Source organism: Sphingomonas sp. CFBP 13706 (genome assembly GCF_014842355.1).
GTDB lineage: Bacteria > Pseudomonadota > Alphaproteobacteria > Sphingomonadales > Sphingomonadaceae > Sphingomonas > Sphingomonas aerolata.
This window is the reverse complement of record NZ_JACYVM010000003.1, coordinates 288,372-312,925: the sequence shown is the minus strand read 5'-3', so window position 1 is coordinate 312,925 and position 24,554 is coordinate 288,372. Positions and strand designations below refer to the sequence as shown.

Genomic DNA, 24,554 nt, shown 5'->3' with positions numbered 1-24,554 from the left:
AGAGCGACACAACGATCGCGTCAAAGTTGTTCCACGTGGAACATCACTTGCCGATGCAGAAGCGGCCGAACAGTGCGTCGAGCATCTCTCCGGTCGCGTCGAGACCCAACACCGCGGCGAGCCCAGTGCGGGCTTCGCGAAGATGCTCCGCAACGATCAACGGGTCCGTGCCCGCCGCACGCAGTGTCGCCGCAGCCCGCTCGCAGCGTAGGCGCTGATCCGCCTTGAGCGCCAGATCGTCATTGCGGGGAAGCAGCGCGGCTGCGCGATCATGGACCACGGCCCAGAGTCGATCGAGCGAAGCCTGATCGCTTTGCGAGAAGGCGATCACCCGACCGGGCGGGACGCCCCCGTCACGCCCCGGCAGATCGGCTCGGGCATGGATCCAGATCGCATCCTCCCGTGGCGGAACGGTGTCGGCCAGCCACAGCAGCAGGTCCGCCGTCGCCATCGCGGTCTCCGCCCGGGCAACGCCGATCGCCTCGATCGGATCAAGCGTATCGATCAGACCCGCGGTATCGGTCAGAACATAGGCGACCCCGTTCCGCAGGACCGGGACATCGATGCGGTCACGCGTCGTCCCCGAGATCGGCGATACGATCGCGGCTTCGCGCTCCCCCATCAGATTGAGCAAGGTCGATTTGCCGCTGTTGGGAGGGCCGCCGATCACAACGCGAAGGCCGTCTTTTAGTCGCTCGACCGGGGGGCTCGCGACCACCATCTCGATCTCAGCCGCCAGCGCTGCGAGATCGGCGAGCACCGCGTCGAAGGCCGCTGCGTCGCTGGTCACGTCATCCTCGTCGGCAAAGTCGAGCATCGCCTCGATCCGTGCGGACAGCATCGCGACCGCGTCCATCCAGCCGCGCACTGCCTGGCTCACGCGCCCCTCGGTCGCGGTGATCGCGGCAACACGCTGCGCCTCGGTTTCAGCCTCGAGCAGATCCGCAAGCCCTTCGGCCTGAGTCAGGTCGATCCGTCCGTTGCTAAGCGCGCGGCGGGTGAATTCGCCCGGCTCGGCCACTCGTAACCCGGTCATCGCCGCAAGCGTGCGTTCGACCGCAGCGATGACCGCCCGCCCCCCGTGGCAGTGGAGCTCGACCAGATCCTCGCCCGTCGCAGTGGTCGGGCCCGGAAAGACGATCACCAATGCGCGATCGAGCATCGTCCCGCTGGCATCACGCAGAGCACGCAAACTGGCATGCCGCGCGGCAGGGAGCGGCCCGGCGAGCGCGACCGCCGCCGCAAACGCCTCAGACCCCGATATCCGCACCACCGCGATCGCCGCGGGCGGGCGTCCGCTCGACACCGCAAAGATCGTCGTCATTCTGTTACTCAACCGCCAGTCTTGCTCGTCTGCGTCGCGCCGTCGAACATCCGTTTCCAGAACGCCATCCCCGCCTCACCCATCGGCTGCCACCCACGCATCATCGTCTCGATCATCTCGGGCTGCATCGCACCGTCGCCGAGCCCGGGCATCGCCTCGATCATCATCGCGACATAGCGGTCATGGATCGGCGTCAGGTCGGGCAGCCCGACCGCGCGGCGGGCCTCTTCGGGCGTGCATTCGATTTCGATGTTCATCTTCATGGACGGCCCTTTCGGTGGCGCTTGAGCCGCACGGCGGGGCACGGCATAGCGTGGCAATGTATGCGCGGGATGCCGCCTCGATCGCAACGCCTATCGGGCTGATCCGCGTGACCGGCAGCACCGACCGGATCGACGCGATCGCGATCGACCGGGACGGCATCGTCGAGGCGACCATGAACCCGGCGATCCACGAAGCGCTCCGTCAGCTCAATGCGTATTTCGTCGGCCGTCTCACCGTCTTCGACCTTCCGCTCGCACCATCGCTGACGCCCCGCGGTGACGCGCTGCGCCAAGCGATCGTTGCGATCCCTTACGGCCGGACCGCCAGCTATGGCGATCTCGCGCAGGCAATCGGGTCGAGCCCGCGCGCGATCGGCCAGGCCTGTGCGCGCAATCCGTTTCCGATCGTCGTCCCCTGCCACCGAATTCTCGGAGCCGGGGGCGGGCTTGGTGCGTATTCCGCAGGCCAAGGCCCGATCACAAAATCCCGGCTGCTCGATCTCGAACGGCCGCAAGGAGGATTGCTATGACAAACACCACCACCATCCCGACGCTCGCGGGCGACGGCAGCTTCACCGCCTATCGCGCGGTCCCCGCCGGCACGCCCAAGGCCGCAATCGTCGTGATCCAGGAAATCTTCGGCGTGAATGCCGGCATCCGCCGCAAGTGCGACACGCTCGCCGAGGCCGGCTATCTCGCGATCGCCCCGGACCTGTTCTGGCGGCTGGAGCCGGGGGTCGAGCTCGACCCGGACGTGAAGCCCGAATTCGAGCGTGCACTCGAACTCATGGGCCAGTTCGACCAGGACAAGGGTATCGCCGATATCGAGGCGACGATCCGCGCCGCGCGCAGCGAACTCGGTGACGGCGCCAAGGTCGGCGCGGTCGGCTATTGCCTCGGTGGCCGCCTCGCCTTCATGACCGCGGCGCGCACCGACATCGATGCGAGCGTCGGCTATTACGGCGTCGGGATCGACGGGCTGCTCGGCGAGAAGCATGCGATCGCAAACCCCGTGCTGCTCCACGTCCCCGAGGAGGATCACTTCGTCGACAAGGACGCGCAGGCGGCGATGCACGCCGGGCTCGACGATCATCCCAAGGTCACGATCTACGATTATGCGGGCGAGGATCACGGCTTCGCGACCGAGTTCGGCGAGCGCCGGTCGGATGCATCGGCCAAGCTGGCGGACGAACGCACCGCGGCATTCTTTGCCGAGCATCTGGGCTGAGGGCTAAGAGGCACCCCTCCCCCCTCGTCATTCCCGCGCAGGCGGGAATCCATACTGGCTGGCGTCGCTTACGAGATCACCGACCGTGCAGGATATGGATCCCCGCCTCCGCGGGGATGACGGTGGGGGTCGTGTCTGAACGCGCTATAAGCGGCATGACGAACGACCGAACGCCACAAAAAAAGGCCTCGCCGGACGATCCCGGCGAGGCCTTTTTTTATCCCTAGACTGCCCGATCAGGCAAGCAGCGACACGATCCCGAGCGTTTCGCCGGTACCGGTCCAGCCCTCGTAGATCATCTTCACCGCGACCACGAGGATCACCGCCAGGCCGATATAGGCGATCCAGCGATAGCGGTTGATGATCCGCGCGATGAAGTTTGCCGCCAGGCCCATCATCGCGACCGACAGCAACAGGCCGATCACGAGGATCCCCGGATGCTCGCGCGCCGCGCCCGCGACCGCGAGCACATTGTCGAGGCTCATCGACACGTCGGCGACCGCGACCGCCCAAGCGGCGCTGGCAAAGCCCTTGGACGACTTGATCCCCGAGCGTTCGTCACCCTCGATTTCCTCGGAGCCGGCGTTTTCCGCACCCTCGCGGATTTCACGCCAGAACTTCCAGCTGACCCACAGCAGCAGCAGGCCGCCCGCAAAGATCAGCCCGACGATCCCCATCAGCCACGTCACGATCAGGGCGAAGAAGATGCGCAGGACGAGCGCGGCGCCGATGCCGATCAGGATGACCTTCTTGCGCTGGTCAGCAGGAAGCCCCGCTGCGAGCGCGCCGACGACGATCGCATTGTCGCCGGCAAGGACGAGGTCGATCATCAGGACCGATCCGAACGCGGCCAGCGCCTTCGGGTCGCCGAGATTGGAGAAGTCGGCGACGATGTGCTGCCAGATTTCCAGCGGTGAACCGGGTCCGGTTACTCCCGATGCGGCGGTGGCCAGCATGGCGATGATACTCAAGATGTCAGCTCCCGGTGACGGGCCACCACCGACGTGCGGAGATGGCGGATTTCAATGGGTTTCATAGCAAAGCGGCACACGAAAGCCATTGCTCTCGCGTGCCGCATTTTGGGTCGGTCTTCTTGGCCGGACATGGACGAAGCCCATGTCGTCGGTCGGGGCGCTGCCCCGCCGGCCGAACCGGTGCGAGTCCTGCGCCAGCTTGGCGCAGGCCGCCCTCGGTTATTGATTCATGCTGTCGAAGAAATTCTCGTTGGTCTTCGAATCCTTCATCTTGTCGAGCAGGAACTCCATCGCGTCGATCGTGCCCATCTGCATGAGGATACGACGCAGCACCCACATCTTGGAGAGCTTGGCCTTGTCGACCAGCAGCTCTTCCTTGCGCGTGCCCGACTTGCCGACGTCGAGCGCCGGGAAGATGCGCTTGTCCGCGACCTTGCGGTCGAGCACGATTTCCGAGTTGCCGGTGCCCTTGAATTCCTCGAAGATCACCTCGTCCATGCGGCTGCCCGTATCGATCAGCGCGGTCGCGATGATCGAGAGCGAACCGCCCTCCTCGATGTTGCGCGCGGCACCGAAGAAGCGCTTCGGACGCTGGAGCGCGTTCGCATCGACACCACCGGTCAGGACCTTGCCCGACGACGGCACGACGGTGTTGTAGGCACGACCCAGACGCGTGATCGAGTCGAGCAGGATCACCACGTCCTTCTTGTGCTCGACCAGGCGCTTGGCCTTTTCGATCACCATCTCGGCGACCTGGACGTGGCGCTGCGCGGGTTCGTCGAACGTCGAGCTGACGACCTCGCCCTTCACGCTGCGCTGCATGTCGGTGACTTCCTCGGGACGCTCGTCGATCAGCAGGACGATCAGGAACACCTCAGGGTGGTTGTCGGTGATCGCCTTGGCCATGTTCTGCAACATGACCGTCTTACCGACGCGCGGCGGGGCGACGATCAGCGTGCGCTGGCCCTTGCCCTGCGGCGACACGATGTCGATCACACGCGCCGACTTGTCCTTGACGGTCGGGTCGGCGGGATCGAGCGTCAGCTTGCTCTCGGGGTAGAGCGGCGTGAGATTGTCGAAATTGACGCGGTGGCGGACGACGTCGGGATCGTCGAAATTGACGGCCGTTAGCTTCACCAGCGAGAAATAGCGCTCGCCGTCCTTCGGCCCGCGGATTTCGCCCTCGACCGTGTCACCGGTACGCAGGCCGAACTTCCGCACCTGGTTCGGCGAGATATAGATATCGTCGGGCCCGGCGAGATAGTTGGACTCGGGCGAGCGCAGGAAGCCGAAACCATCGGGCAGCACTTCGATCGTGCCGAGCCCCATGATCTGGTCGCCATTGTCTGCCTGCACCTTCAGGATCGCGAACAACAGGTCCTGCTTGCGCAGCGTCGAGGCGCTCTCGACCCCCAATTCCTCGGCCAGCTGGACCAGCTCGGCGGGCTTTTTCTTCTTCAGGTCTTTGAGATGCATGGGGATTTCCGGATAGCGATCAACGGGAACAGGTTCGGTCTGCGGGTGCGCTGGAAAGCGGAACTGGGCGAGCCGAACAGGCAGGACCACACGACCGGGCAGGACGCCAGGAGGCCGTGCTGGGAATCGGGGTAGAATTGGGGGGACGGTTAGTCAAGCAGAGACGGGGCGACCGCCCTCGCCGTCATCCTGGGCTCGACCCAGGATCCAGAGCCACAAACGGTGTCCTCCGCCGCTCTGGATCCTGGATCAAGTCCAAGATGACGTGAGGTTCAGAACGGCTTGACGATCACCAGCACGACGATGAGCGTCACCGCCAGCGCGGGAATTTCGTTGAGCATCCGCAACTGCTTCCCCGTCAGCGTCGGCTTCCCGGCCGCGAGCTTCTTCGCATAGCCGACCGTCCAGCCATGATAACCCGTCAGCAGGAACACCAGCAGCAGCTTGAGATGCAGCCACCCCAGCCCCGGCGCGCCGTCCGCAAGCCCGAGATTCAGCGCAAGCGCGAGCCCCAGCACCCAGACGACGATCATTGCCGGGGTCAGGATGATCTTGCGGATCTTGCCCTCGCGCTCGATCCAGCTCGCCGCCTCGGCTGCATTGCCCGCGGCCAGCGCTTCCTGATGATAGACGAGATAGCGCGGTAGCATGAACAGCCCCGCCATCCAGAAGATCACGAAGATCAGGTGTGCGGCCTTCACCCAATCATAGGCCGCCCCGAGAAAACCGCTCATGTCGTGCTCCTGACGCGGGCGATCAGTTGCTCGACATGCGCGATCGGCGTGTCGGGCAGGATACCATGCCCCAGATTGAAGACGTGCGGACGATCACCGAACGCCCCGAGAATCCGGTCGATCGCCGCATCGAGATCCGCACCGCCCGCGATCAGCGCGAGCGGATCGAGATTGCCCTGCACCGGCAGGTCGGCGGGCAGTGACGCATGCGCCCAGACCGGATCGACCGTCTCGTCGAGCCCGATCGCATCGGCCCCCGTCTCGCGCGCATAGGCGGGGAGCTTGCCCCCTGCCCCCTTCGGAAAGCCGATCACCGGCACGCCGGGACAGCGCGCATGGAGTTCGTCGATGATCCGCGCGGTCGGCGCGATCACCCAGCGTTCGAACTGCGCAGGCGACAGCGATCCCGACCAGCTGTCGAACAACTGGACTGCATCGACTCCCGCCTCGATCTGGCGGACGAGATACTCGACGGTGTTGTCGGCGATCGCATCGATGATCGCTCCGAAGGCCGCCGGATCGCGATAGGCGAAACGCCGCGTCTCGCCCTGATCCTTGCTGCCCTTGCCCGCCACCATATAGGTTGCAACCGTCCAGGGAGACCCCGCAAAGCCCAGGAACGTTGTCTCGGGCGGCAAGGCCTCGGCGACCCGCGTGACGGTCTCGTAGACCGGCTCCAGCCGCTCCGGCACCGACTGCAGGCGATCGAGCGCATGATCGACCAGCGCGGGTTCGAGCCGCGGCCCCTCACCCACCCCGAAGCTCAGATCCTGCCCCAGCGCCCAGGGAATCATCAGGATGTCCGAGAACAGGATCGAGCCGTCGAAGCCGAACCGGCGGATCGGCTGCAGCGTCACCTCGGCTGCGGCCTCGGGATCGGTCGCGAGCGCGAGGAACCCGCCCTTTTCAGCCCTGAGCGCGCGATATTCGGGAAGATAGCGCCCGGCCTGGCGCATCAGCCACAGCGGCGGGGTCGCCTGACGGTCGCCGCGCAACGTCGCCAGAAGCGGCTTGAAGGTCGGCATATTGGGGGTCGGATCGGTCAGCGGAGCACCCTTCTTCTACTATAAGAAGATTCAAGAAAGAGGTTGTTGCAGTGGTTGGGCGGTTGATCACGGGACTTATGCGGTGATCCCGGAAATGCCAACAGCTTGACCTCTGCACACCCGTACAAACGCGCTGATTCGATTCAACGGCCCCCGCAACCCACAGCCTGTGGATAACTTTTCGGGCTGTGCGCGGCCCTGTGGATAAAAGGTGACTTATCCACAACGACCGGCCCGCTTGGCGGGAGGCATGAGTTACGCTAGCCCTTATCCGCATGTTATCCACAGATTCATCCCGATGGCCCCTCGCGGCAGGGCTATGCGACCTATGATACGGCTCCATCTTCACCTGCTGTCGGACTCGACGGGCGAGACGCTGGAGAACATCGCCAAGGCGGCGCTCGCGCAATATGACGATGTCGAGACCGTCCGCCATTTCTGGCCGATGGTCCGCACCGAGGCGCATCTCGAGCGCATCCTTCAGGAGGTCGCGCAGAATCCCGGGCTCGTGATCTTCACCCTGGTGAACCCCGCGACGCGGCGGATCCTCGAACAACGCTGCCTTGCGCTTGGTCTCCCCGCGGTCGCGCCGCTCGATCCGGTCAACGATGCGCTGTCGGGACTGCTGGGTCAGCAGGCCAAGGCGCGGCCGGGTCGCCAGCACGTCCTCGACGCCGCCTATTTCGCGCGCGTCGACGCGATCCAGTGGACGATCGCGCATGACGACGGGATCGCGTGGGAAGAATGGGAGGAGGCTGACATCGTCCTCGCCGGCGTCTCGCGGTCGTCGAAGACGCCGACCTCGATCTACCTCGCCAATCGCGGCTACAAGACCGCGAACATCCCCATCGTTGTCGAAAGCCCGCCGCCGAAGATCCTCTACGCCTTGCGGAAGCCGCTGATCGTCGGGCTGACGACGAGCGCCGACCGGCTGATCCAGGTGCGCCGCAACCGGCTGCTGTCGCTGCATCAGGCGCCCGACACCTCCTATGTCGAGGAAGAGGCCGTCATGCGCGAACTCGCCTTTGCGCGGCGGATGTTCGCGGACAATGGCTGGCCGGTGATCGACGTGACACGGCGGTCGATCGAGGAAACCGCGGCGGCGATCATCGCGCTGTGCAACCAGCGCCGGCCCGAGGCATGAGCTTCCTGATTCTCGCGTCGCAGAGCGCGTCGCGTCGCGCGATGCTTACCGCGGCGGGCGTCGCGTTCGATGCGACCTTTGCAGGTGTCGATGAGGATGCGGCCAAGGCGGCCCTGGTCGCGCTGTCACCCCGCGATCTGGCCGACGCGCTTGCCGAACTCAAGGCAACGAAGGTCTCGACGCGGATGCCGGGGCATCTCGTCCTCGGCAGCGACTCGCTCGTCGCGCTGGAGGACGGCACGATCCTCGACAAACCGGTCGATCGCGATGACGCGGCAGCGCACCTGCGACGGATGTCGGGCACGCATCATGACCTGTGGAGCGCGGCGGTCATCGCGGAGAATGGCCGACCGGTGTGGCGCCATGTCGAGCGCGCGCGGATGCATGTCCGGCCGCTGTCCGACGCGTTCATCGAAACCTATCTCGATGCCGAGTGGCCCGCGATCGCGGGGTGCGTCGGCTGTTACCGGATCGAGGGTCCGGGCGCGCAGCTCTTCACGAAGATCGACGGCAGCCAGTTCACCGTTCTCGGCATGCCGCTGCTCAACGTGCTCGATTTTCTCCGGACACGTGGTGCACTCCCCGCTTAGCGTGCGGGCCGCTGACGGACATCGGCGTTCGTCTGGCAATCCCGGCGGTATCGATTACACGCGATCGATGCGCGGTGGCGGCGTCGAACGCCGGCCAGCCAGCCCGGGATCTTATGGAGCTCTGAATGACCCCTCGCCCCTATGCCGAAGTGATCGGCGATCCGATCGCCCAATCGAAATCGCCGCTGATCCACGGCTTCTGGCTCGACGCGCTCGGGATCGACGCCGAGTACCGGCACAAGCACGTCACTGCGGAACAGCTTCCGGCCTATTTCGCTGAGCGGAAGAGCGATCCCGCCTGGCGGGGGTGCAATATCACCATGCCGCACAAGCTGGCGGCGCTCGACCACGTGTCCGACCCCGGCGACGTCCGGGGTTCGATCGGCGCGATCAATACCGTCTTCCGCAACTCCGCCGGCGACTGCATCGGTACGAATACCGATGCCGCGGGGTTCTGGGCGCCGATCGATGATCTCGATATCGCCGGCCAGCCCGTCACCGTGATCGGTGCGGGCGGCGCAGCGCGCGCGATCCTGTTCGCGCTGTCGCGTATGGGCGTCGGTCCGGTGACAATCCTCAACCGCAATCCTTTGAAGGCGGCGGCGTTGCTGTCGACATTCGGGCTCAAGGGACAGGCGCTGCCGATCGGTCCAGCGGTCCCGCCGTCGCGACTGTTGGTCAATGCGAGCATCCTCGGCATGACCGGTCAGCCGCCCCTCGACCTCGATCTGGGCGCGCTCGATCCCGACTCGCTCGTCTATGACATCGTCTACGCGCCGCTCGAGACCGGACTGCTCAAGGCCGCCCGCGCGCGCGATCTCGAAACCGTCGACGGGCTCGAAATGCTGATCGGTCAGGCGGCGGTCGCGTTCGAGATTTTGTTCCACGTGGAACCTCCGCGGGACCGCGACGAGGCCTTGCGCGCGCTGCTCACCGCATGATTATCGGCCTCACCGGCTCGATCGGCATGGGCAAATCCGCCGTCGCCGCGATGTTCGCGGAGGAAGGCGTCCCCGTCTTCGACGCCGATGCAACGGTCCACCGACTGCAGAGCGTCGGCGGCCGGCTCGTAGAACCGATCGGCGCCGCGTTTCCCGGCACCGTCCAGGACGGCGAGGTCGACCGTACACGACTGGGCGCGGCGGTATTCGGTGACGACGATGCGATCCGCCGTCTCGAGGCGATCGTGCATCCCGCGGTCGGTGAGGAGCGTCAGGCGTTTCTCGATGCTCATGCCGGCGCGCTGGTCGTGTTCGACGTGCCGCTGTTGTTCGAAACCGGCGGTGACGCGCGGGTCTACTGCATCGTCGTCGTGACCGCCGCCGCCGAGGTCCAGCGGGCCCGCGTGCTCGCCCGCCCCGGTATGACCGCCGAGCGTTTCGCCGCGATCCTCGCCCGCCAGACACCCGATTCCGAAAAACGCGCGCGTGCCGATCATGTCATTCGCACCGACACGAGCTTCGACGAAACCCGCGCGCAGGTTCGTGCGGTGATCGCTTGCGTGACGGGACGTGAGCGCCGATAACAGCCGGATGCGTGAGATCGTCTTCGATACTGAAACCACCGGCCTCAGCTTTTCCGGTGGCGATCGCATGGTCGAGATCGGCTGTGTCGAGATGGTCAACCGGGTCGAGACCGGGCGCACCTTCCACGCTTATTACCATCCCGAACGGGACATGCCGGTCGAGGCGTTCAACGTCCACGGGCTGAGCCAGGCGTTCCTCGCCGACAAGCCGCGGTTCGGCGACGGCGTGGCGGACCTGCTCGATTTCGTCGGCGATGCGCCGATGATCGCGCATAATGCGAGCTTCGATTTCTCGTTTCTCAACGGCGAGCTCGTCAAATGCGGACGGCCGATTATTCACCTGAACCGGATGATCGATACGCTGCAGATCGCCCGCAGCCGTCATCCGGGCGCGAAGCATTCGCTTGATGCGCTGTGTTCGCGGTTCGGGATCGATCGGAGTCACCGCGTTCTCCACGGCGCTCTGCTCGACGCGCAGCTTCTGGCGCAGGTTTATGTCGAGCTGTTGGGTGGTCGCCAGATCGGTCTCGGCCTGCTCAGCGAGCGGACCGTCACCGCTGCGACTCCGGTCGTCGCACCGGCGCCTCGTGTCGTTCGGCAACCGCGTGTTTTCACGGTCAGCGAGGGAGACCTTGCGGCCCATGCCGCGTTTATGAAGGGGATCAAGGATCCGATTTGGGGGGCCGTGGCGTCCGGATGACGCCGGGCGGACGGAGCCAATAGGACCGTCCGATGAGAAGGAGACGATAATGGATATCCGGATTTCTGGTCATCAGGTCGCCACTGGCGATGCGCTCAACAGCCATGTGGAAGACCGACTCCAGGGTATCGCCGACAAGTATTTCTCGCGCGCCATTTCCGCCGAGGTCACGTTCGGCAAGGGGCCGCATGATGCCGGCTTCAAATGTGATATCGTCGCGCATGTCATGAAGGGGCTGGTGCTCAAGGGCCATGCCGATGCCTATGACGCCCGTGCCGCGTTCGACAGCGCCGCGGCCAAGATCGAAACCCAGCTTCGCCGCTATATGCGTCGCCTGAAGGATCGTCATGCGGGTGAAGCCGTGGCGATCGCGGAAAGCAACGGCTATGATAATGCAAGCTATACGCTGTTTCAGGAGCAGGTCACCGAGGACGATGCCCCCGATGCGCCCCTGATCATTGCCGAGACGCGCGTCGACATCCCCGAGGCCAGCGTGTCCGACGCGGTGATGATGCTGGATCTTCGCAATACAGCCGCATTATTGTTTATGAATGCGGGTACTGGCGCGCATAACATGGTCTACCGCCGCGGTGACGGCACCATCGGCTGGGTCGAGCCGCAACGTTCGGCATCCGCCGCACCCTAATAGAGCGCGCGAGCCGCAACAGCTGTTGTGACGCTGCGCTTTACGCCCCCGTGCAAACCGTTAAGGCGGGGCGTGCGGGGGCGCTTTTGAGACATGAACAGCATGAATGACTTCAGTGATATGCTGCGTCCGGACGCGGTCCTGACCGGCATGGTCGCGGCAAACAAAAAGGCCGTGCTTCACCATGTCGCCACGCTTGCTGCCGACATTGTCGAAGCCGACGCGAAAAATATCGCGGACCGTCTGATTGCCCGCGAAAAGCTGGGCTCGACGGGATTTGGCGGTGGTGTCGCGATTCCCCATGCCAAGCTCGACGGACTGACGCAGGTCACGGCGGTGTTCGCGCGACTGGCGCAGCCGATCGATTTTCAGGCCGTCGACGATCTCCCCGTCGATCTCGTCTTCATGCTGTTGTCGCCGACCGATGCCGGCGCGGTTCATCTGAAGGCACTGGCGCGGATATCGCGCCGGCTGCGCGACAAGCTGTTCCTCGACAAGCTGCGCGGTGCGGGTTCGACCGATGCGCTCTATGCCCTGTTCACCGCCGATGCGGTCCGCGATGCCGCCTGAACTGGCCTCCGCCGGCGCCGAGGCGCATTTTCGCGCGCTGGAATCGCTCTACGCCTGTGCGCCGATCAACCGCTTCTTCGAATCCACGCTCGAGATTCCGGAGGCCGGCGTCGCGCGGATCCGGTTCACGATCGACGAACGTCATTATCATGCCGGCGGCGCGGCGCACGGGACGAGCTATTTCAAGATGCTCGACGATGCCGCCTTCTATGCCGCAAACAGTCTCGTCACCGATCGCTTTCTCCTGACGACCGCGTTCAACCTGTTGCTGACCCGGCCGTTAAAGGCGGGTCCGGTGATCGCCGAAGGCCGCTGGATCAGCGGGAAGCGCCGCGTGTTTGTCGCCGATGCCCGGCTGATCGACGCCGAGGGGGAGGAGGCGGCGCGGGGTACGGGTACGTTCATGCGCTCACGGATCGCCCTGGCCGGGCTTCCCGGATACCGCGTCTCGCCGCGCCCGCTGCCGTGATCGTCCTGCTATGAGTGGCCGTCTTCCCAGCGGCGTCCTCGTCAGTGCGCTGCTGCGACGGGTCAACGACGCGGGCGGTTTCGGCGCGGTGCTCGCCAAAGGGGACGCGCAGGGCGGCGCGATCCTCGTGATCGCCATCGACCGCGGTGCCCTGCCCCGCCTGCTTGAGCGCGGGATCGGCGCCGATGGGCGAACGGCACTGATCGACTCGACTCCGCCCGAAGACCTCGACGGCTATTGGCGTCGACGGCGGTCGAGCGATCCAGATCTCTGGGTGATCGAGGTGGATGTCGCAGCGGCGGAACGGTTCGCCGCTGAAACGATCCTGGCCGATTGACTCCAAAGTCCCCCCGATAGAGGGGATATTCAACATTGATTGGCGTTGTGCTGGGACGGGTGCGATCCGGATCAGTTACGCAGTCGGGGGGATGCCTGGACGATCGGCTCGTACGATTGGTTCCGTGGTCCAACCGCATCTGAATAAGTTTGAATGACGATTTTGCAGCGGGCCGCAACGATTGCGGTCATGACCTTCTCTCTCGCCGGCCTGTTCGGCAACAGCGCGCCCAGCCAGGCGACCGGCGTTGATCGCTCGACCGCCAGCCTCACCGCACTCGCAAATCTAAACGCCCTCTCCTCTCAGAATGTTCCGCAGACCGTTCCCGCCGTGACGCCCGTCACCGCCGTCGAGCCCGCTGCACAGACCGCCGTCCAGACGTCGGCCGAAATCGAAGACGAAGAATTCGAAACGCTTGCCCAGGCCGTTGCCGCGCAGGATAGCGCCGCCGCCGACGAAGCGCTCCAGTGCCTTGCCGGCGCCATCTATTTTGAATCCAAGGGCGAGCCGCTCACCGGCCAGCTCGCCGTCGCCGAAGTCATCATCAACCGCGCCAAGTCGGGCCGCTTCCCCGCCGACGTCTGCGACGTCGTCAAGCAGCGCGGCCAGTTCAGCTTTGTCCGCGGCGGTCAGATCCCCGCGATCAACAAGGGCACGTCGTACCGCACCGCCATCGCCGTCGCGAAGGTTGCACTGGCCGATGCGTGGAACAGCCCGGCCGAGAAGGCGCTGTATTTCAACACCGCCGATCGCCGCCCTGCGGGCCGCGTGATCAAGGTCGCTTCGATCGGCAACCACGTCTTCTATCGCTGATCGACAGCCGATCCGGACAGGGTCCGGGATCATGATCAGGATCACACCTGCATCGCCAACGCTATAAACAATCCGTGAACGCGCTTGCGTCGTTCGCGGATTGTTCTATTTCTGGCGCATGCTCGACACCCCCCCGGACTCCTGCATCGACGAACCCGGATCGCCCTTATGTGCCGCCGATGTGGCACGCGGCGTGATCCGGATGTTGTTGCGCCACGACCTGACCGCGATGGCGGAGGTTCCCCTCGACGGGGGGCGTCGCGCCGATCTGATGGCGATCGATGCCCGCGGGCAGATCGTCGTCGTCGAGATCAAGGTGTCGCGCGCGGACCTGGTCGGTGATGGCAAATGGCCTGAGTATCTCGGACATTGCGATCGCTATTTCTGGGCGGTGCCGGCCGGGTTCGACATGCGGCCGCTGCAGGGGGCGGCGTTTCTGCCCGAACGTACCGGGATCATCGTCGCTGACCGCTATGACGCCGCGATCGTCCGCGAGGCGCATACGACCCCCCTGCCCGCGCATGTCCGCAAGCGCTGCACTTTAGCCTTCGCCAGACGCGCCGCACGCCGCCTGATCGCACAGGTCGATCCCGACGCCGCCGGTCTCGCCTTCTGATCCGGCTGGCGGCTGATCCTCACGATACGCGGCAGGATCAGCCGCCCGGCGACGTGATCGTCAGAATTTCGGCCCCGCGACCGCCTTGCGGGTCTTCTTCGGCGCATCGGCCAGCAGCTTGGTCACCACGACGTTGCGACCATCCTGCTTGGCATAATCGCGCGCCGACATGCCGGCGATGATATCGGCCTGATCGGGGTCGGCGTTTTCGTTGAGCAGCACGCGGATCATGGCAACGTCGCGGCGCTGAACGGCGCGGATCAACGGAGTCTCTCCTGCCGAATTGGCAAGATTCGGATTGGCGCCGGCGGCGGTCAGGATCGGGATCATGTCGGTCTGGCCGAGCGTCACCGCGAGGAGCAGCGGCGTGTTGCCCTTACCGTCGCGCAGATTGGCGTCGGCGCCTTTCTGCAGCAGGAACCGCAGATAGGTCTCGTCGGCACGTTTGATGACGATGTGCAACGCGCCCTCGCCTGTCGAGACGTCGCGTGCATTGACGATGCTGCTGCCCGGACGTCCGAGCATTTCGAGGACCTCGTTGTTCTTCGACTCGCGCACCGCATTCAGGAATTTATAGCCTTCCGACTGGTTCTGCGCGTGTGCGACACGCGGGGCGATCACGGTGGTAACGGGAAGCGCGATCACGGCTCCCATCAACAGGGCGCCCATGGTCTTGGCGCCCGTCGTCAGGGCGGGGCACTGGCGGATATACGACATCGATAGATCCTCGGGACGCGGGTGATGTGCGACGCTTGCGCCGCACGGGCTAACAGATCAAGGCTGGCTGTATCATGACCAATCGACGCCCCGCCCTTCTCGCCGCCCTCGCGCTTGCGGCGTGCAGCCCCTCTACGCCCGATACGAGCGCGGCGCCCGCGACGCCGCCGCTTGCCGGGGCGCGGATCGGCGGGCCGTTCACGCTCGTCGATCAGGACGGGCAACAGGTCAGCGACCGGCGGTTCGCGGGCAAATACCGGATCATGTATTTCGGCTACACCTTCTGCCCCGATGTCTGTCCGACCGACATGCAAACGATCGGCGGCGCGATGAAACTGCTCGAGGCCAGCGATCCGGCGCTTGCGGCGCGGATCGTGCCGATCTTCGTGAGCGTCGATCCGACGCGTGACACCCCTGCGGTCGTCAAGCAGTTCGTCACCGCCTTTCATCCGCGCATCGTCGGGCTCACCGGCAGTCCCGCGGCGATCGAGACCGTAAAGAAGGAATTCGCGATCTTCTCGGCCAAGGGGGATGCCGCGCCCGGTGGCGGTTACCTCGTAAATCACTCGCGTCAGGCCTATCTGATGGATCCGGACGGCAAGCCTCTCGCGCTGCTGCCACAGGATAAGGGACCACAGGCCTTGGCCGACGACATCAAGCGCTGGGCCCGATGAGCGCCAGATTCTGGGAAGACACGCCGATCGAGAAGCTCGACCGCGGCCAGTGGGAGGCCCTGTGCGACGGCTGCGGCAAATGCTGCATCCACAAGCTCGAGGACGAGGATACCGGCGAGCTTGTCGCGACCAACGTATCGTGCCGGCTGCTCGACCGGCGCAGCGGGCAGTGTTCGGACTATCGGCACCGCCACGCCTATGTCGCCGAATGCGTGCGCCTGACGACCTCCAACGTCCGCGACATCGACTGGCTGCCCTCGACCTGCGCCTATCGCCTGCGCGCGGCCGGGGAGCAGCTTCCCGAGTGGCATTATCTCGTCTGCGGTGACCGCGAGGCGGTGCACCGCGCCAAACAGTCGGTCCGCGGCTGGACGATCAGCGAGGACGAGGCCGGCGAACTCGAATATCACGTGATCGACCGCGAACTCTGACCCGGTGATCGACGGCCTCGAGATCATCCGGCATCCGCGCGCGCGCCGGGCACGGTTGTCGATCGATCCCGCCAGCGGCCGTGCCAGGCTCGTCCTGCCCAAGCGGGCGGCGCTCAAGCAGGCACTGGCCTGGGCTGAGGAGAAGGCGGACTGGATCGCGGAACAACGCGCGCGTCTGCCGCGGCCGCAGCCCTTCGTTCCCGGTGCGGTCGTGATGGTCGCCGATGAGCCGGTGACGATCGCGTGGACCCCTGGCAGCCGCCGCACGGTGGTCCGCGAAGGCGCGGTCCTGTCGCTGTCCGGTCCCGTCGAGACGATTCCCCGCCGCGTCGAGGCATGGCTCAAGCGTACTGCGCTGGGCCTGCTGGAGCAGGAAACCGCCGAATATGCCGCCAAGGCGGGAGTGAGCGTCACGCAGGTCGCGATCGGCGATGCCAAGGGCCGCTGGGGCAGCTGCGCGTCGAGCGGGGTGATCCGCTACAGCTGGCGGCTGATCCTCGCCCCCGGCTTCGTACGGCGGGCAACGGTGGCGCATGAGGTCGCCCACCGCGTCCACATGAACCACGCGCCCGCCTTCCACGCGCTCGTCGCCGATCTCTATGGTGAGGATCCGACCCCGGCGCGGGTCTGGCTACGCACGCATGGCGCGGCGCTTCACTGGGTCGGTCGATCGTCCTGAAAGCGATCGCGCGAACTCTCGCGTGACCAGTCCCGCTGGGGCGCGCGCGGCTGCGGCGCGACGGGATCGCGCCGTGGTGCGTCCCGACCCGTCACCCTGTCGATCCAGTCCTGGTTCAACTGCTGCTGCGGCACCTGCGGTGTCTGGTCGGACGGGGTCGCATCGGGGCGCGGTATCGGTTCGCCCGCCGGGGCATCGCTCGGCATATCCGGAACGCCGCTAGGCTCGATCGGATTGCCATTCTCGTCGACCATCATCTGGCCGTTGTCAGGCTGGCCGAAATAGCTCTCCTCATCGGGTTCGAGCTGCCATTCGGGCAGGGTCACTTGCGTCTCGAACTGCTCGATCGGGCGACTGGCCGTGGCGGGCTTCATGAACGCCGCCCAGGCGCGCGCCGGTGCCGTACCGCCGTGCAGTCCGGAGATCGGCTTGGCATCGTCGCGGCCCATCCACACGCCGGTGGTGATGCCGCTGGAAAAGCCGAGGAACCAGCCATCCTTCGACGAACTCGTCGTGCCCGTCTTCCCCGCCACCGGGCGGCCGATCTGCGCGGCGCGCCCGGTGCCGGTGTTGACCGCGGTCTGCAACAGGTCGGTCATCTCGGCGGCGACATAGGGGGCGACGAGGACGTGGCTGCGATCGACCTCATGTGTGTAGATCGTTTGGCCGTTCGCGGTCACGCGGGTGATGCCATAGGGGGTCACCGCAACGCCCTTGCTCGCGACGCTGGCAAAGGCACGCGTCATGTCGATCACGCGGACCTCCGACGTGCCCAGCACCATCGAGGGATGCGTGTTGACCGTCGTCGTGATGCCGAACCGCCGCGCCATGTCCGCGACCGTCGTGAAGCCGACCTCCTGCCCCAGCTTGGCCGCGACGGTGTTCAGCGAATAGGCAAAGGCCGTGCGCAGGCTGACGGCGCCGGAATTGCGCCGCGAATCGTTGCGCGGGCTCCATCCGTCGATCGTCACGGGTTCGTCGACGATCGAATCCTCGGGCTTGTGCCCGGCCTCGAGCGCGGCGAGATACACGAACAGCTTGAACGCCGAACCCGGCTGGCGCACCGCCTGCGTCGCGCGGTTGTAGATCGACGAGACATAGTCCTTGCCGCCGACCATCGCCTTGACCGCGCCATCGCGGTCGAGTGACACCAGCGCGCCTTGCGCACCCGCGGGGGCATTCGCCCGGATCGCGGCATCGGCATCGCGCTGCATCGAGAGGTCGAGCGTCGTCCACACCTCGAGCGGTGCCTCGGTCTCGTCGATCAGCGTGTCGAGCTGCGGCAAGGCCCAGTCGGTGAAGTAGCGGACGCTGTTCTGCTTCGGCTCGGGCGCCAGTTTGAGCCCCTGCACATCGGCATCGGCGGCCTCGCCCGCGCTGATGACGCCGGTTTCCGCCATCGTCTTCAGCACGACGCCCGCGCGGCCCATCGCCGCCTCGGCATCGGCAGTCGGCGAATAATTGGACGGTGCCTTGACGAGCCCGGCGATCACCGCCGCTTCGGCCAGCGACAGGCGGTCCGCCCCGTGGCCGAAGAACTTGCGCGACGCGGCGTCGATCCCGTAGGCGCCGCCGCCATAATAGACCTTGTTGAGGTAGAGTTCGAGGATCTGGTCCTTGCTGAACTTGCGCTCGAGCGCGAACGCCAGGATCCATTCGCGGAACTTGCGCCCGAACTTCTTCTGGTTGTTCAGGAAGACGTTGCGGGCCAACTGCTGCGTGATCGTCGACCCACCCTGCGTCCAGCGCCCGCGATCGAACCGTACCTTGACCGAGCGAGCGATCCCGACCGGATCGACACCGAGATGCGAGCGAAAGCGCCGGTCCTCGACCGCGACGGTCGCGTCGCGCATCACCGCGGGGATCTGGCCATAGGAAAGCCATTCGCCGAAACTCGGCCCCATCGACACGATCACGCTGCCATCGGCGGCATGCACCCGGATCATCTGGCCGTTGGGCGAGGATTTGAGGCTTTCGAAGCTCGGCAGCTGCGCACGGGCGATGTAGATCGCAATCACCAGCGCGCCGAGCGCGAGGATGGCAATACCGGCGAGAACCTTCAGGAGGAGGACAAACCGGCGGCGCCATGAGGAGCGAGGCCGAGAGGGGCGGGAAGCGGGACGCGCGCGAGCCATGAAGGGTCGACGAAATACGCCTTAACCGCGGCGCCGACAAGCGGTTCGCGCGTGCGCCCGCGGGACGCGCACTCCGCCCGGCGTTTCATCGACAGTATTCATCGCCGCGCGACGGCGCGTCACGCACCGATCCGCGTCGCCTGCGCGAGCATCCGGATCAGTACGGGATGCGCGAAGGGGATAAGCCGGGCTGCACCGCGGCTTTCGGCCACCCGACGCACCGCGCCCGCCACCCCGATCGGCCGCGCGAGCGTCCGCGCCAGCTGCTGCTGCCATGCCGCTGCCCCCCCTGCCCCGTCGGTGCGATAGGCTCGCGCGGCGGCGAGTCCGCTGGCCAGCGCGATGCCCATGCCCTCGCCGGCCAGTGACGGGATCACCCCCGCCTGGTCGCCCAGTCGGTACTGCCCCGCCTGCCCCGTCGTCTGGCGCCAGCCATAGGGGACGTTGGCAATCGCATCGATCGTCGCATCCGGCGCGATCGCCGCGACCCATTCGCCGAGCACAGGCATCGCTCGGCCGAGCTCGGCGAGCAGATCCGCCGGCGTTCCCGCCTCCTGCAACCGCGAGCGATGTACTGCCATGCACAGATTCGCGCTGCCATCCTCCTGCATCGCAAGCCCGGCATAGCCCCGGTCGAAGAGATACAGGTCGATCTGCCCCGCCAGCGCGCGGGCCATCGCTGGCGGGGGCACGATGCGGACGCGTATCCCCAGCGTCGGATCGGCGCCGCGGGCGCTTGCCGGCCGCGCGGTCCCGCGAACGTCCGACTTGCCGTTCGCCAGGAACAGCGCGGGTGCGGCGATCACCGCGCCATCGGCGGTCCGCACCTGGCCGTCTTCGATCGCCCGGACGGTCACCCCGCGTTCGACCGCTGCGCCCTGCGCCACCGCGGCGGCGAGCAGAACGGTGTCGAGTCGCCGTCGCGATACCGATAGTGCAGGCCTTGGCAGCGCGGCATGCGCGACGCGGCTACCGGCGAAGATCCGGACGGTCGTCGTTCGCGCTGGGCTGAGTTGATCCGGATCGATCCCGAGCCGTGCCAGCGTGTCGAGCGTCCGCCAGCTGAGGAACCCGCCGCACAAGGCGTCGCCCGTCTCGCGGCTACGCTCGATCAACAGATGCGGCAGGCCCGCGCGTGCAAGCTCGATCGCGACCGCCGCCCCTGCCGGCCCGCCGCCGACGATCAGCGCGCGCGTCGCGGTCACCGCAGCCGTTCGACGCACAGCCGGAACGGGAACGCCCGGAACACGCGCGCACCGCGGATCCCCGCCTCGTCGAGGATCGCCGGCCATTCATCCGGCCGGTACGACCGCGCGATCGACAGCGTCCCGTCGTGACGCACGATCGGATGCCAGCGCGCGAGCCGTGCCAGAATCGGAAATCCGCGATGCGCAAACCCGTGGCGATGCAGATCGTTGATCAGCCAGCACCGCGCATGCGTGTCCATGAACCGAAGGAAGGCGATCAGTTGGGCATGGCTCATATGATGCGCGACCAGGCTGCTGACGATCGCGTCCCAGCGGGGTTCCCCCGCCGTCTCACCGGCGAGATCGGCGTAATCCCCCGTGACATAGCGGATCGTCGATCCCGCGTCCGTATGCATGCGCGCGGCCTGTTCGCTGCGGGGATTGAGGTCGACCCCGACCAGTTCGGTCTCCACACCGCGCCTGCGGGCCCAGCGCTCGATCGTCCGCAGCATGTCGCCATCGCCGAACCCGACATCGAGCAGCCTCAGCCGCATCCGCCCCGCGATGACCCGCTTCAGAAAGGCAAGCGTGGGACGCGCCGCCATCGTCACGACATTCACCTTCGCCAGATCGGCGACCACTGCGGCATAGGTTTCGGGCGCCAGGTCGTCGGCGTCCATCAGTTCCTCGGCCTGCGCTCGCGTCGTCAGCATCGCGGTGCGCTTCGGAAGCCGATACCCTCGGCTGCGAGACCCGGGCCAAACGCCAGCGCGACGCCGCGCGCGATGTCCGGCCCGGCGAGCAACCGCTGCAGCACGAACATCAGCGTCGCCGACGACATGTTGCCGTTCGCCGACAGCACCGCGCGCGACGCGTCGAGTGCATCCGCCGGGAGCGTCAGGGCATGCTCGACCGCATCGAGGATCGATCGCCCGCCGGCATGGACCGCCCATCCGTCGACCGTATCCGCGGGGCGCCCGCCGCTCGCGGCGGCGCGGAAGGCGGGATCGGCGAGCGCCTGCGCGATCCGCCCCGGTACTTCTCCGGACAGGTGCATCGCAAAGCCCTGGTCGGTGATGTCCCAGCGGATCAGCGCCTCGCTGTCGGGCAATGCGGTGGCGAACGGCGCTTCGAGCTCGAATCCGCTCGGATCGCTGGTCACCAGCGCCGCGGCGGCACCGTCGCCGAACTGGAGCATCGCCAGCAGCGGCTCGATCTCGGACACCGCCTGCAGGTGCAGCGTGGACAATTCGACGGTGACGACCAGGACGCGTGCACCGGGCTCTGACCGGACGATATGCCGCGCGCTGCGGAGCGCGACGACCGCGGCATAGCATCCCATGAACCCGATCAGCAGCCGCTCGACCGTCGCGGGCAGCGCGAGCTTGCGGGCGATGATCTGGTCGATGCCGGGCGCGACGAACCCGGTGCAGCTCGCCACCACCAGATGCGTTATCGTGCCGAGCGCGATCGTTTCCTGAAGCGCGGCAATCGCCTCGAGGGCAAGACCGGGTGCGGCGTCGGCATAGATGGCCATCCGCTCGGCGGTGCCGGGATGCGGATCGATCGCGTAAAAGCCGCCGGGGTCGACCGGAGATCCGGCATGCAGCCGCTGCGTGTCGCCGCTGTCGACGCCGTCCGCGACCGCGATGGCCTTTGTCGGCGGCAGCACCGACCAGCGGTGCGCGATACCCGATCGACCCGCCATCCGATCGAACAGCCTGGCCGAACGGGCATCGACCCGGTCGCGTGCCCAGCGGATAAAGGCCTCGTGAATGTCATGGCCGGGGACCGCAGTCCCGATCGCGTTCAGATAGGCAGGCAGGGGAGCGGGCACGACATCCTTTCGCACGGTTGATACGGCCAACGCGTGACGTCCGGACATCGGCCCGACATGCGGCTATAACAAGCCCTTGGCATGCGGAACCGCGCCGGCCTCAGTCCTGATCGATCGGGTCAAGATGGTCGTGCCCGACCAGGTATTTCTCCTCGACCATCGCCATGCTGACACCGACATAGGCCGCAATCGCATGATCGCCCGCCTGTTCGAGCGCGCGACAGGCTTCCTGCAGAAGCTCATAGGTGCGTGCAGCATTCATCGCGTATCTCCGAGGAGGCTGTCCGAGCCGGAGGATCATGCCGGACGCGGGCAAAATTGCTCAAACCTTATATTGGTTTCACATTGGTACAAAATTCTACCTGTTGCAGCCCAAAAACCCACACGGGGCAAGCCACCAATCACAACCAAACTGAACAGATTTCAACCCATTTTGCATATCTTAAGAAAGTTCCGAGACTATCGCGTGTGCCTAAAAGAATAGAGCGGTAAAACAGATAGCTGAATGATGTTGACCATTATGCCGGCGTGCCGCCATATTTGGGTCATTATGGGCTTAAGACCCTGTGGGCGACCGGGAGCATGTGGTGAAAGACGAATCCGTTGCCGACTTGATCAAGGATCTGGGATCGAGGCTGGCCGCCGTCAGCGAGGAGTTCACGGCGCGGGCATCGCGGGTCGTCGACCAGCGGGCCGAGGATGCGACGAGCCCGATCAGCGAGGAGATGCTCGTCGCCCGGGCCAAGGAGATTCTGGCGCATCGTAAACTGCGCCGTCGCTTCCTGCCGGGCGAATTGTTTCACGAGCCGGCCTGGGACATGCTCGTCGCACTGTTCGTTTCGCACCGCGATCACCGGCCGACCAACGTCAAGGCGCTGGTCGCGATGGCGGATGCACCGGTCACCACGTCGCAACGCTGGATCGAGCACCTCCACAAGCTGAAGCTGATCGACCGCGTCAACGACCCGACCGATCGGCGTCGCATCGAAATCTCGCTGAGCGCAGCCGGCTATGACGCGGTCGCCGGCTACCTCACCGCGATTGCCCGACGCTGACCGGCATTCAGCACGGTATTACAGTAATTTCGGTTTTGTAGTAATTAGTTAAGCCGCGCCTAGCACGGTTCGCCGACACCGTTCGGGGATATCAAATGTGCGGCAAGGCAGACCAGGCTCAGGCACCAGATGGCGCTATCGCGCACCGACAGGGCGGTGCGTGCTGATCGCGCGTCGCGCCTCCCGATCGCATGGCGGCGGGGAGACGGCGCGTGCTCTCCGGGCCTGACGAGGAAGACGCAACCGGCGGTGACGGCGGGAGCGGAGCAGATCTGCGCCGGCCCGCGGACCGCGACCGGCGTGCCGGTCGACGCCATGCGACCGTCCTGCTGATCGGCCGGGTCATGCATGCCGACCGCGGCTCGATCTGTCTCGTCCATGACATTTCGACCGTCGGTCTGAAGGCGCGCTTCACCACGCTGCCAGCGCTTGGTGAGACGCTTGAGATCAAGGTGCGGGGCATGCCGTTGCTTCGCGCCACCGTCCGCTGGGTCGACGGGTTTCACGCAGGGGTCGATTTTGACGAGCCGCATGTGATCGACCCCGTCTTCGCGACGCGCGACGCCGCCGGGATGATCGCCCGATCGCCACGATTCGTGGTTTCGGCACCAGTCAGGCTGAATGTTCAGGGGTACTGGTATGCTGCAAAGCTGGTCGACATCTCGACCGGCGGCGCGAAACTCGAGGTTGCGCCGTCGCTCTGCGAGCATTTCTCACAGGGGCAGGCGGCCCAGCTCGTCGTCGATCCCGGCGGACTCGCGATTTTTGCGGCAATCTGCTGGCGACGTGGCAACCGATTCGGGCTTCGCTTCGTTGCGCCGCTATCGCTCGTGACTTTGTCCCGGGTGCTGGAGTCAAACCCCGATTGTCAGGTCCCCATCCCCCCTCCCAGGGGCCTGGCAACGACGACCGGCGACTAAACCTCGTCGGTCGTCAACTTCACCTTGTTGGGAAGCTTCTTGCCCTTGGTGCGGCGCGACGGGAGCTGCACGGGGTGCTTCTTCTTCCACTGCGCGAACGTCATCGGGCCATCGGGCGTTTCGATGATCTGGTCGTCGATCGAATCGGCCATCGCCGTGCTCCGCTTTGACAGGATCCCGCACGACGGACCGTCATGTCCCCCATGGGGGTGGTCCTGATCCGGGTCGGTAGAAACGAGAAAAGTGGTGCGGCCGAGAAGACTCGAACTTCCACGGGCTTTCGCCCACAACGACCTCAACGTTGCGCGTCTACCAGTTCCGCCACGGCCGCACGTGAAACACTGACCGGACAAGCCGGCTAGCTGGTAGGCCGGTGCCACTAGCAAGGCTTTTGCGATCCCGCAACGCCCTTTCGCCATCGAATGCGCGCCGCTGCGAGAAAATCATGTCGCAGGGCCCTATGC

The 24,554-nt window shown here is 65.8% G+C and carries 31 protein-coding genes and 1 tRNA gene; 18 read left to right on the top strand and 14 right to left on the bottom strand.

From position 1 onward, the window contains the following. Nucleotides 1-43: 43 nt before the first annotated feature. Both mnmE and IFS44_RS08130 read right to left on the bottom strand, forming a co-directional pair. Nucleotides 44-1,324: a tRNA uridine-5-carboxymethylaminomethyl(34) synthesis GTPase MnmE gene (mnmE, locus tag IFS44_RS08135; RefSeq protein ID WP_192098107.1), complete on the bottom strand. Its 1,281-nt coding sequence runs from the start codon at nucleotides 1,322-1,324 to the stop codon at nucleotides 44-46. A gap of 8 nt (nucleotides 1,325-1,332) precedes the next feature. Next, nucleotides 1,333-1,587, bottom strand: coding sequence for a DUF6489 family protein (locus IFS44_RS08130; protein ID WP_192098106.1), 255 nt, complete (start codon nucleotides 1,585-1,587; stop codon nucleotides 1,333-1,335). A 56-nt stretch (nucleotides 1,588-1,643) separates the two neighbouring features. Here IFS44_RS08130 and IFS44_RS08125 point away from each other — a divergent pair, with 56 nt between their 5' ends. Beyond that, on the top strand, nucleotides 1,644-2,117 hold the full coding sequence (locus IFS44_RS08125; protein ID WP_192098209.1) for a methylated-DNA--[protein]-cysteine S-methyltransferase: 474 nt from the start codon (nucleotides 1,644-1,646) through the stop codon (nucleotides 2,115-2,117). Further along, nucleotides 2,114-2,815, top strand: a complete 702-nt coding sequence (locus tag IFS44_RS08120) for a dienelactone hydrolase family protein (protein ID WP_192098105.1) — start codon at nucleotides 2,114-2,116, stop codon at nucleotides 2,813-2,815. The genes IFS44_RS08125 and IFS44_RS08120 overlap by 4 nt, the downstream gene beginning before the upstream one ends. A gap of 236 nt (nucleotides 2,816-3,051) precedes the next feature. On the opposite strand, the gene IFS44_RS08115 is transcribed toward IFS44_RS08120, so the two are convergent. The 4 genes from IFS44_RS08115 to hemE form a co-directional block, all read right to left on the bottom strand. Continuing rightward, nucleotides 3,052-3,771 carry a TerC family protein gene (locus IFS44_RS08115; RefSeq protein ID WP_192098208.1) on the bottom strand — a complete coding sequence of 240 codons (720 nt, stop codon included), beginning with the start codon at nucleotides 3,769-3,771 and terminating at the stop codon, nucleotides 3,052-3,054. A gap of 237 nt (nucleotides 3,772-4,008) precedes the next feature. Continuing rightward, complete coding sequence (gene rho / locus IFS44_RS08110) at nucleotides 4,009-5,265, bottom strand: transcription termination factor Rho (protein ID WP_031395107.1); 1,257 nt, start codon at nucleotides 5,263-5,265, stop codon at nucleotides 4,009-4,011. Nucleotides 5,266-5,537: 272 nt separating this feature from the next. Then, a complete protein-coding gene (locus IFS44_RS08105; protein WP_031440904.1) occupies nucleotides 5,538-5,999 on the bottom strand; it encodes a CopD family protein in 462 nt (153 codons plus the stop codon). Next, on the bottom strand, nucleotides 5,996-7,024 hold the full coding sequence (gene hemE, locus IFS44_RS08100; RefSeq protein ID WP_192098104.1) for a uroporphyrinogen decarboxylase: 1,029 nt from the start codon (nucleotides 7,022-7,024) through the stop codon (nucleotides 5,996-5,998). The genes IFS44_RS08105 and hemE overlap by 4 nt, the downstream gene beginning before the upstream one ends. A gap of 349 nt (nucleotides 7,025-7,373) precedes the next feature. Here hemE and IFS44_RS08095 point away from each other — a divergent pair, with 349 nt between their 5' ends. The 11 genes from IFS44_RS08095 to IFS44_RS08045 all read left to right on the top strand — a co-directional run bounded on the left by IFS44_RS08095 (nucleotide 7,374) and on the right by IFS44_RS08045 (nucleotide 14,455). Beyond that, nucleotides 7,374-8,189: a pyruvate, water dikinase regulatory protein gene (locus IFS44_RS08095; protein ID WP_031440906.1), complete on the top strand. Its 816-nt coding sequence runs from the start codon at nucleotides 7,374-7,376 to the stop codon at nucleotides 8,187-8,189. Further along, nucleotides 8,186-8,779 carry a Maf family protein gene (locus IFS44_RS08090; protein ID WP_192098103.1) on the top strand — a complete coding sequence of 198 codons (594 nt, stop codon included), beginning with the start codon at nucleotides 8,186-8,188 and terminating at the stop codon, nucleotides 8,777-8,779. The genes IFS44_RS08095 and IFS44_RS08090 overlap by 4 nt, the downstream gene beginning before the upstream one ends. A gap of 125 nt (nucleotides 8,780-8,904) precedes the next feature. Continuing rightward, a complete protein-coding gene (locus tag IFS44_RS08085; RefSeq protein ID WP_192098102.1) occupies nucleotides 8,905-9,720 on the top strand; it encodes a shikimate dehydrogenase family protein in 816 nt (271 codons plus the stop codon). Next, complete coding sequence (coaE, locus tag IFS44_RS08080) at nucleotides 9,717-10,304, top strand: dephospho-CoA kinase (RefSeq protein WP_192098101.1); 588 nt, start codon at nucleotides 9,717-9,719, stop codon at nucleotides 10,302-10,304. The genes IFS44_RS08085 and coaE overlap by 4 nt, the downstream gene beginning before the upstream one ends. Nucleotides 10,305-10,311: 7 nt before the next feature. Further along, the gene (dnaQ, locus tag IFS44_RS08075) at nucleotides 10,312-11,004 is read left to right on the top strand and encodes a DNA polymerase III subunit epsilon (RefSeq protein ID WP_031395100.1); all 693 of its coding nucleotides are present in this window, start codon (nucleotides 10,312-10,314) and stop codon (nucleotides 11,002-11,004) included. 49 nt (nucleotides 11,005-11,053) lie between these two features. Next, nucleotides 11,054-11,650 carry a ribosome hibernation-promoting factor, HPF/YfiA family gene (gene hpf, locus IFS44_RS08070; RefSeq protein ID WP_031395099.1) on the top strand — a complete coding sequence of 199 codons (597 nt, stop codon included), beginning with the start codon at nucleotides 11,054-11,056 and terminating at the stop codon, nucleotides 11,648-11,650. A 102-nt stretch (nucleotides 11,651-11,752) separates the two neighbouring features. Continuing rightward, complete coding sequence (locus tag IFS44_RS08065) at nucleotides 11,753-12,220, top strand: PTS sugar transporter subunit IIA (protein ID WP_192098100.1); 468 nt, start codon at nucleotides 11,753-11,755, stop codon at nucleotides 12,218-12,220. Then, entirely contained in the window at nucleotides 12,210-12,689 is a 480-nt protein-coding gene (locus IFS44_RS08060; protein WP_031395097.1) for a PaaI family thioesterase, read from the top strand. Before IFS44_RS08065 ends, IFS44_RS08060 begins: the two co-directional genes overlap by 11 nt. Before the next feature lie 10 nt (nucleotides 12,690-12,699). After that, nucleotides 12,700-13,026 carry a DUF1491 family protein gene (locus tag IFS44_RS08055; protein ID WP_031395096.1) on the top strand — a complete coding sequence of 109 codons (327 nt, stop codon included), beginning with the start codon at nucleotides 12,700-12,702 and terminating at the stop codon, nucleotides 13,024-13,026. A gap of 189 nt (nucleotides 13,027-13,215) precedes the next feature. Continuing rightward, entirely contained in the window at nucleotides 13,216-13,839 is a 624-nt protein-coding gene (locus IFS44_RS08050; RefSeq protein ID WP_234387597.1) for a cell wall hydrolase, read from the top strand. A gap of 118 nt (nucleotides 13,840-13,957) precedes the next feature. Further along, on the top strand, nucleotides 13,958-14,455 hold the full coding sequence (locus IFS44_RS08045; protein ID WP_056407374.1) for an MmcB family DNA repair protein: 498 nt from the start codon (nucleotides 13,958-13,960) through the stop codon (nucleotides 14,453-14,455). A gap of 60 nt (nucleotides 14,456-14,515) precedes the next feature. Here the strand turns inward: IFS44_RS08045 and IFS44_RS08040 are convergent, their stop codons facing one another. Continuing rightward, nucleotides 14,516-15,172 carry an ankyrin repeat domain-containing protein gene (locus IFS44_RS08040; RefSeq protein ID WP_244650043.1) on the bottom strand — a complete coding sequence of 219 codons (657 nt, stop codon included), beginning with the start codon at nucleotides 15,170-15,172 and terminating at the stop codon, nucleotides 14,516-14,518. 74 nt (nucleotides 15,173-15,246) lie between these two features. On the opposite strand from IFS44_RS08040, the gene IFS44_RS08035 reads away from it, so the two are divergent. The 3 genes from IFS44_RS08035 to IFS44_RS08025 are packed head-to-tail and all read left to right on the top strand — an operon-like array spanning nucleotide 15,247 to nucleotide 16,956. After that, nucleotides 15,247-15,846, top strand: a complete 600-nt coding sequence (locus tag IFS44_RS08035; RefSeq protein ID WP_192098099.1) for an SCO family protein — start codon at nucleotides 15,247-15,249, stop codon at nucleotides 15,844-15,846. Next, a complete protein-coding gene (locus tag IFS44_RS08030; protein ID WP_031395091.1) occupies nucleotides 15,843-16,277 on the top strand; it encodes a YcgN family cysteine cluster protein in 435 nt (144 codons plus the stop codon). Before IFS44_RS08035 ends, IFS44_RS08030 begins: the two co-directional genes overlap by 4 nt. Before the next feature lie 4 nt (nucleotides 16,278-16,281). After that, a complete protein-coding gene (locus IFS44_RS08025; RefSeq protein ID WP_192098098.1) occupies nucleotides 16,282-16,956 on the top strand; it encodes a YgjP-like metallopeptidase domain-containing protein in 675 nt (224 codons plus the stop codon). On the opposite strand, the gene IFS44_RS08020 is transcribed toward IFS44_RS08025, so the two are convergent. From IFS44_RS08020 to IFS44_RS08000, 5 genes are all read right to left on the bottom strand, one after another. After that, nucleotides 16,932-19,091: a transglycosylase domain-containing protein gene (locus tag IFS44_RS08020; RefSeq protein WP_192098097.1), complete on the bottom strand. Its 2,160-nt coding sequence runs from the start codon at nucleotides 19,089-19,091 to the stop codon at nucleotides 16,932-16,934. The two genes, IFS44_RS08025 and IFS44_RS08020, sit on opposite strands and share 25 nt — an antisense overlap. 119 nt (nucleotides 19,092-19,210) lie before the next feature. After that, the gene (locus IFS44_RS08015; RefSeq protein ID WP_342366374.1) at nucleotides 19,211-20,296 is read right to left on the bottom strand and encodes an NAD(P)/FAD-dependent oxidoreductase; all 1,086 of its coding nucleotides are present in this window, start codon (nucleotides 20,294-20,296) and stop codon (nucleotides 19,211-19,213) included. Further along, nucleotides 20,293-20,991 carry a methyltransferase domain-containing protein gene (locus IFS44_RS08010; protein ID WP_192098095.1) on the bottom strand — a complete coding sequence of 233 codons (699 nt, stop codon included), beginning with the start codon at nucleotides 20,989-20,991 and terminating at the stop codon, nucleotides 20,293-20,295. Before IFS44_RS08010 ends, IFS44_RS08015 begins: the two co-directional genes overlap by 4 nt. Then, nucleotides 20,985-22,115: a type III polyketide synthase gene (locus IFS44_RS08005; protein ID WP_342366373.1), complete on the bottom strand. Its 1,131-nt coding sequence runs from the start codon at nucleotides 22,113-22,115 to the stop codon at nucleotides 20,985-20,987. Before IFS44_RS08005 ends, IFS44_RS08010 begins: the two co-directional genes overlap by 7 nt. Before the next feature lie 100 nt (nucleotides 22,116-22,215). After that, nucleotides 22,216-22,377, bottom strand: coding sequence for a hypothetical protein (locus IFS44_RS08000; protein ID WP_156360361.1), 162 nt, complete (start codon nucleotides 22,375-22,377; stop codon nucleotides 22,216-22,218). A 325-nt stretch (nucleotides 22,378-22,702) separates the two neighbouring features. Between IFS44_RS08000 and IFS44_RS07995 the strand changes: the two genes are divergently transcribed. Together IFS44_RS07995 and IFS44_RS07990 are read left to right on the top strand one after the other, a co-directional pair. Then, nucleotides 22,703-23,170, top strand: a complete 468-nt coding sequence (locus IFS44_RS07995; RefSeq protein WP_031395526.1) for a hypothetical protein — start codon at nucleotides 22,703-22,705, stop codon at nucleotides 23,168-23,170. 212 nt (nucleotides 23,171-23,382) lie between these two features. Beyond that, nucleotides 23,383-24,090 carry a PilZ domain-containing protein gene (locus tag IFS44_RS07990; protein ID WP_192098093.1) on the top strand — a complete coding sequence of 236 codons (708 nt, stop codon included), beginning with the start codon at nucleotides 23,383-23,385 and terminating at the stop codon, nucleotides 24,088-24,090. Here IFS44_RS07990 and IFS44_RS07985 read toward each other — a convergent pair. Next, nucleotides 24,087-24,242 (bottom strand): hypothetical protein, encoded by a 156-nt coding sequence (locus IFS44_RS07985; RefSeq protein ID WP_166746558.1) that lies wholly within the window; start codon nucleotides 24,240-24,242, stop codon nucleotides 24,087-24,089. The two genes, IFS44_RS07990 and IFS44_RS07985, sit on opposite strands and share 4 nt — an antisense overlap. A gap of 92 nt (nucleotides 24,243-24,334) precedes the next feature. Next, a tRNA-Leu gene (locus IFS44_RS07980) sits at nucleotides 24,335-24,421 on the bottom strand. Nucleotides 24,422-24,554: the final 133 nt, after the last annotated feature.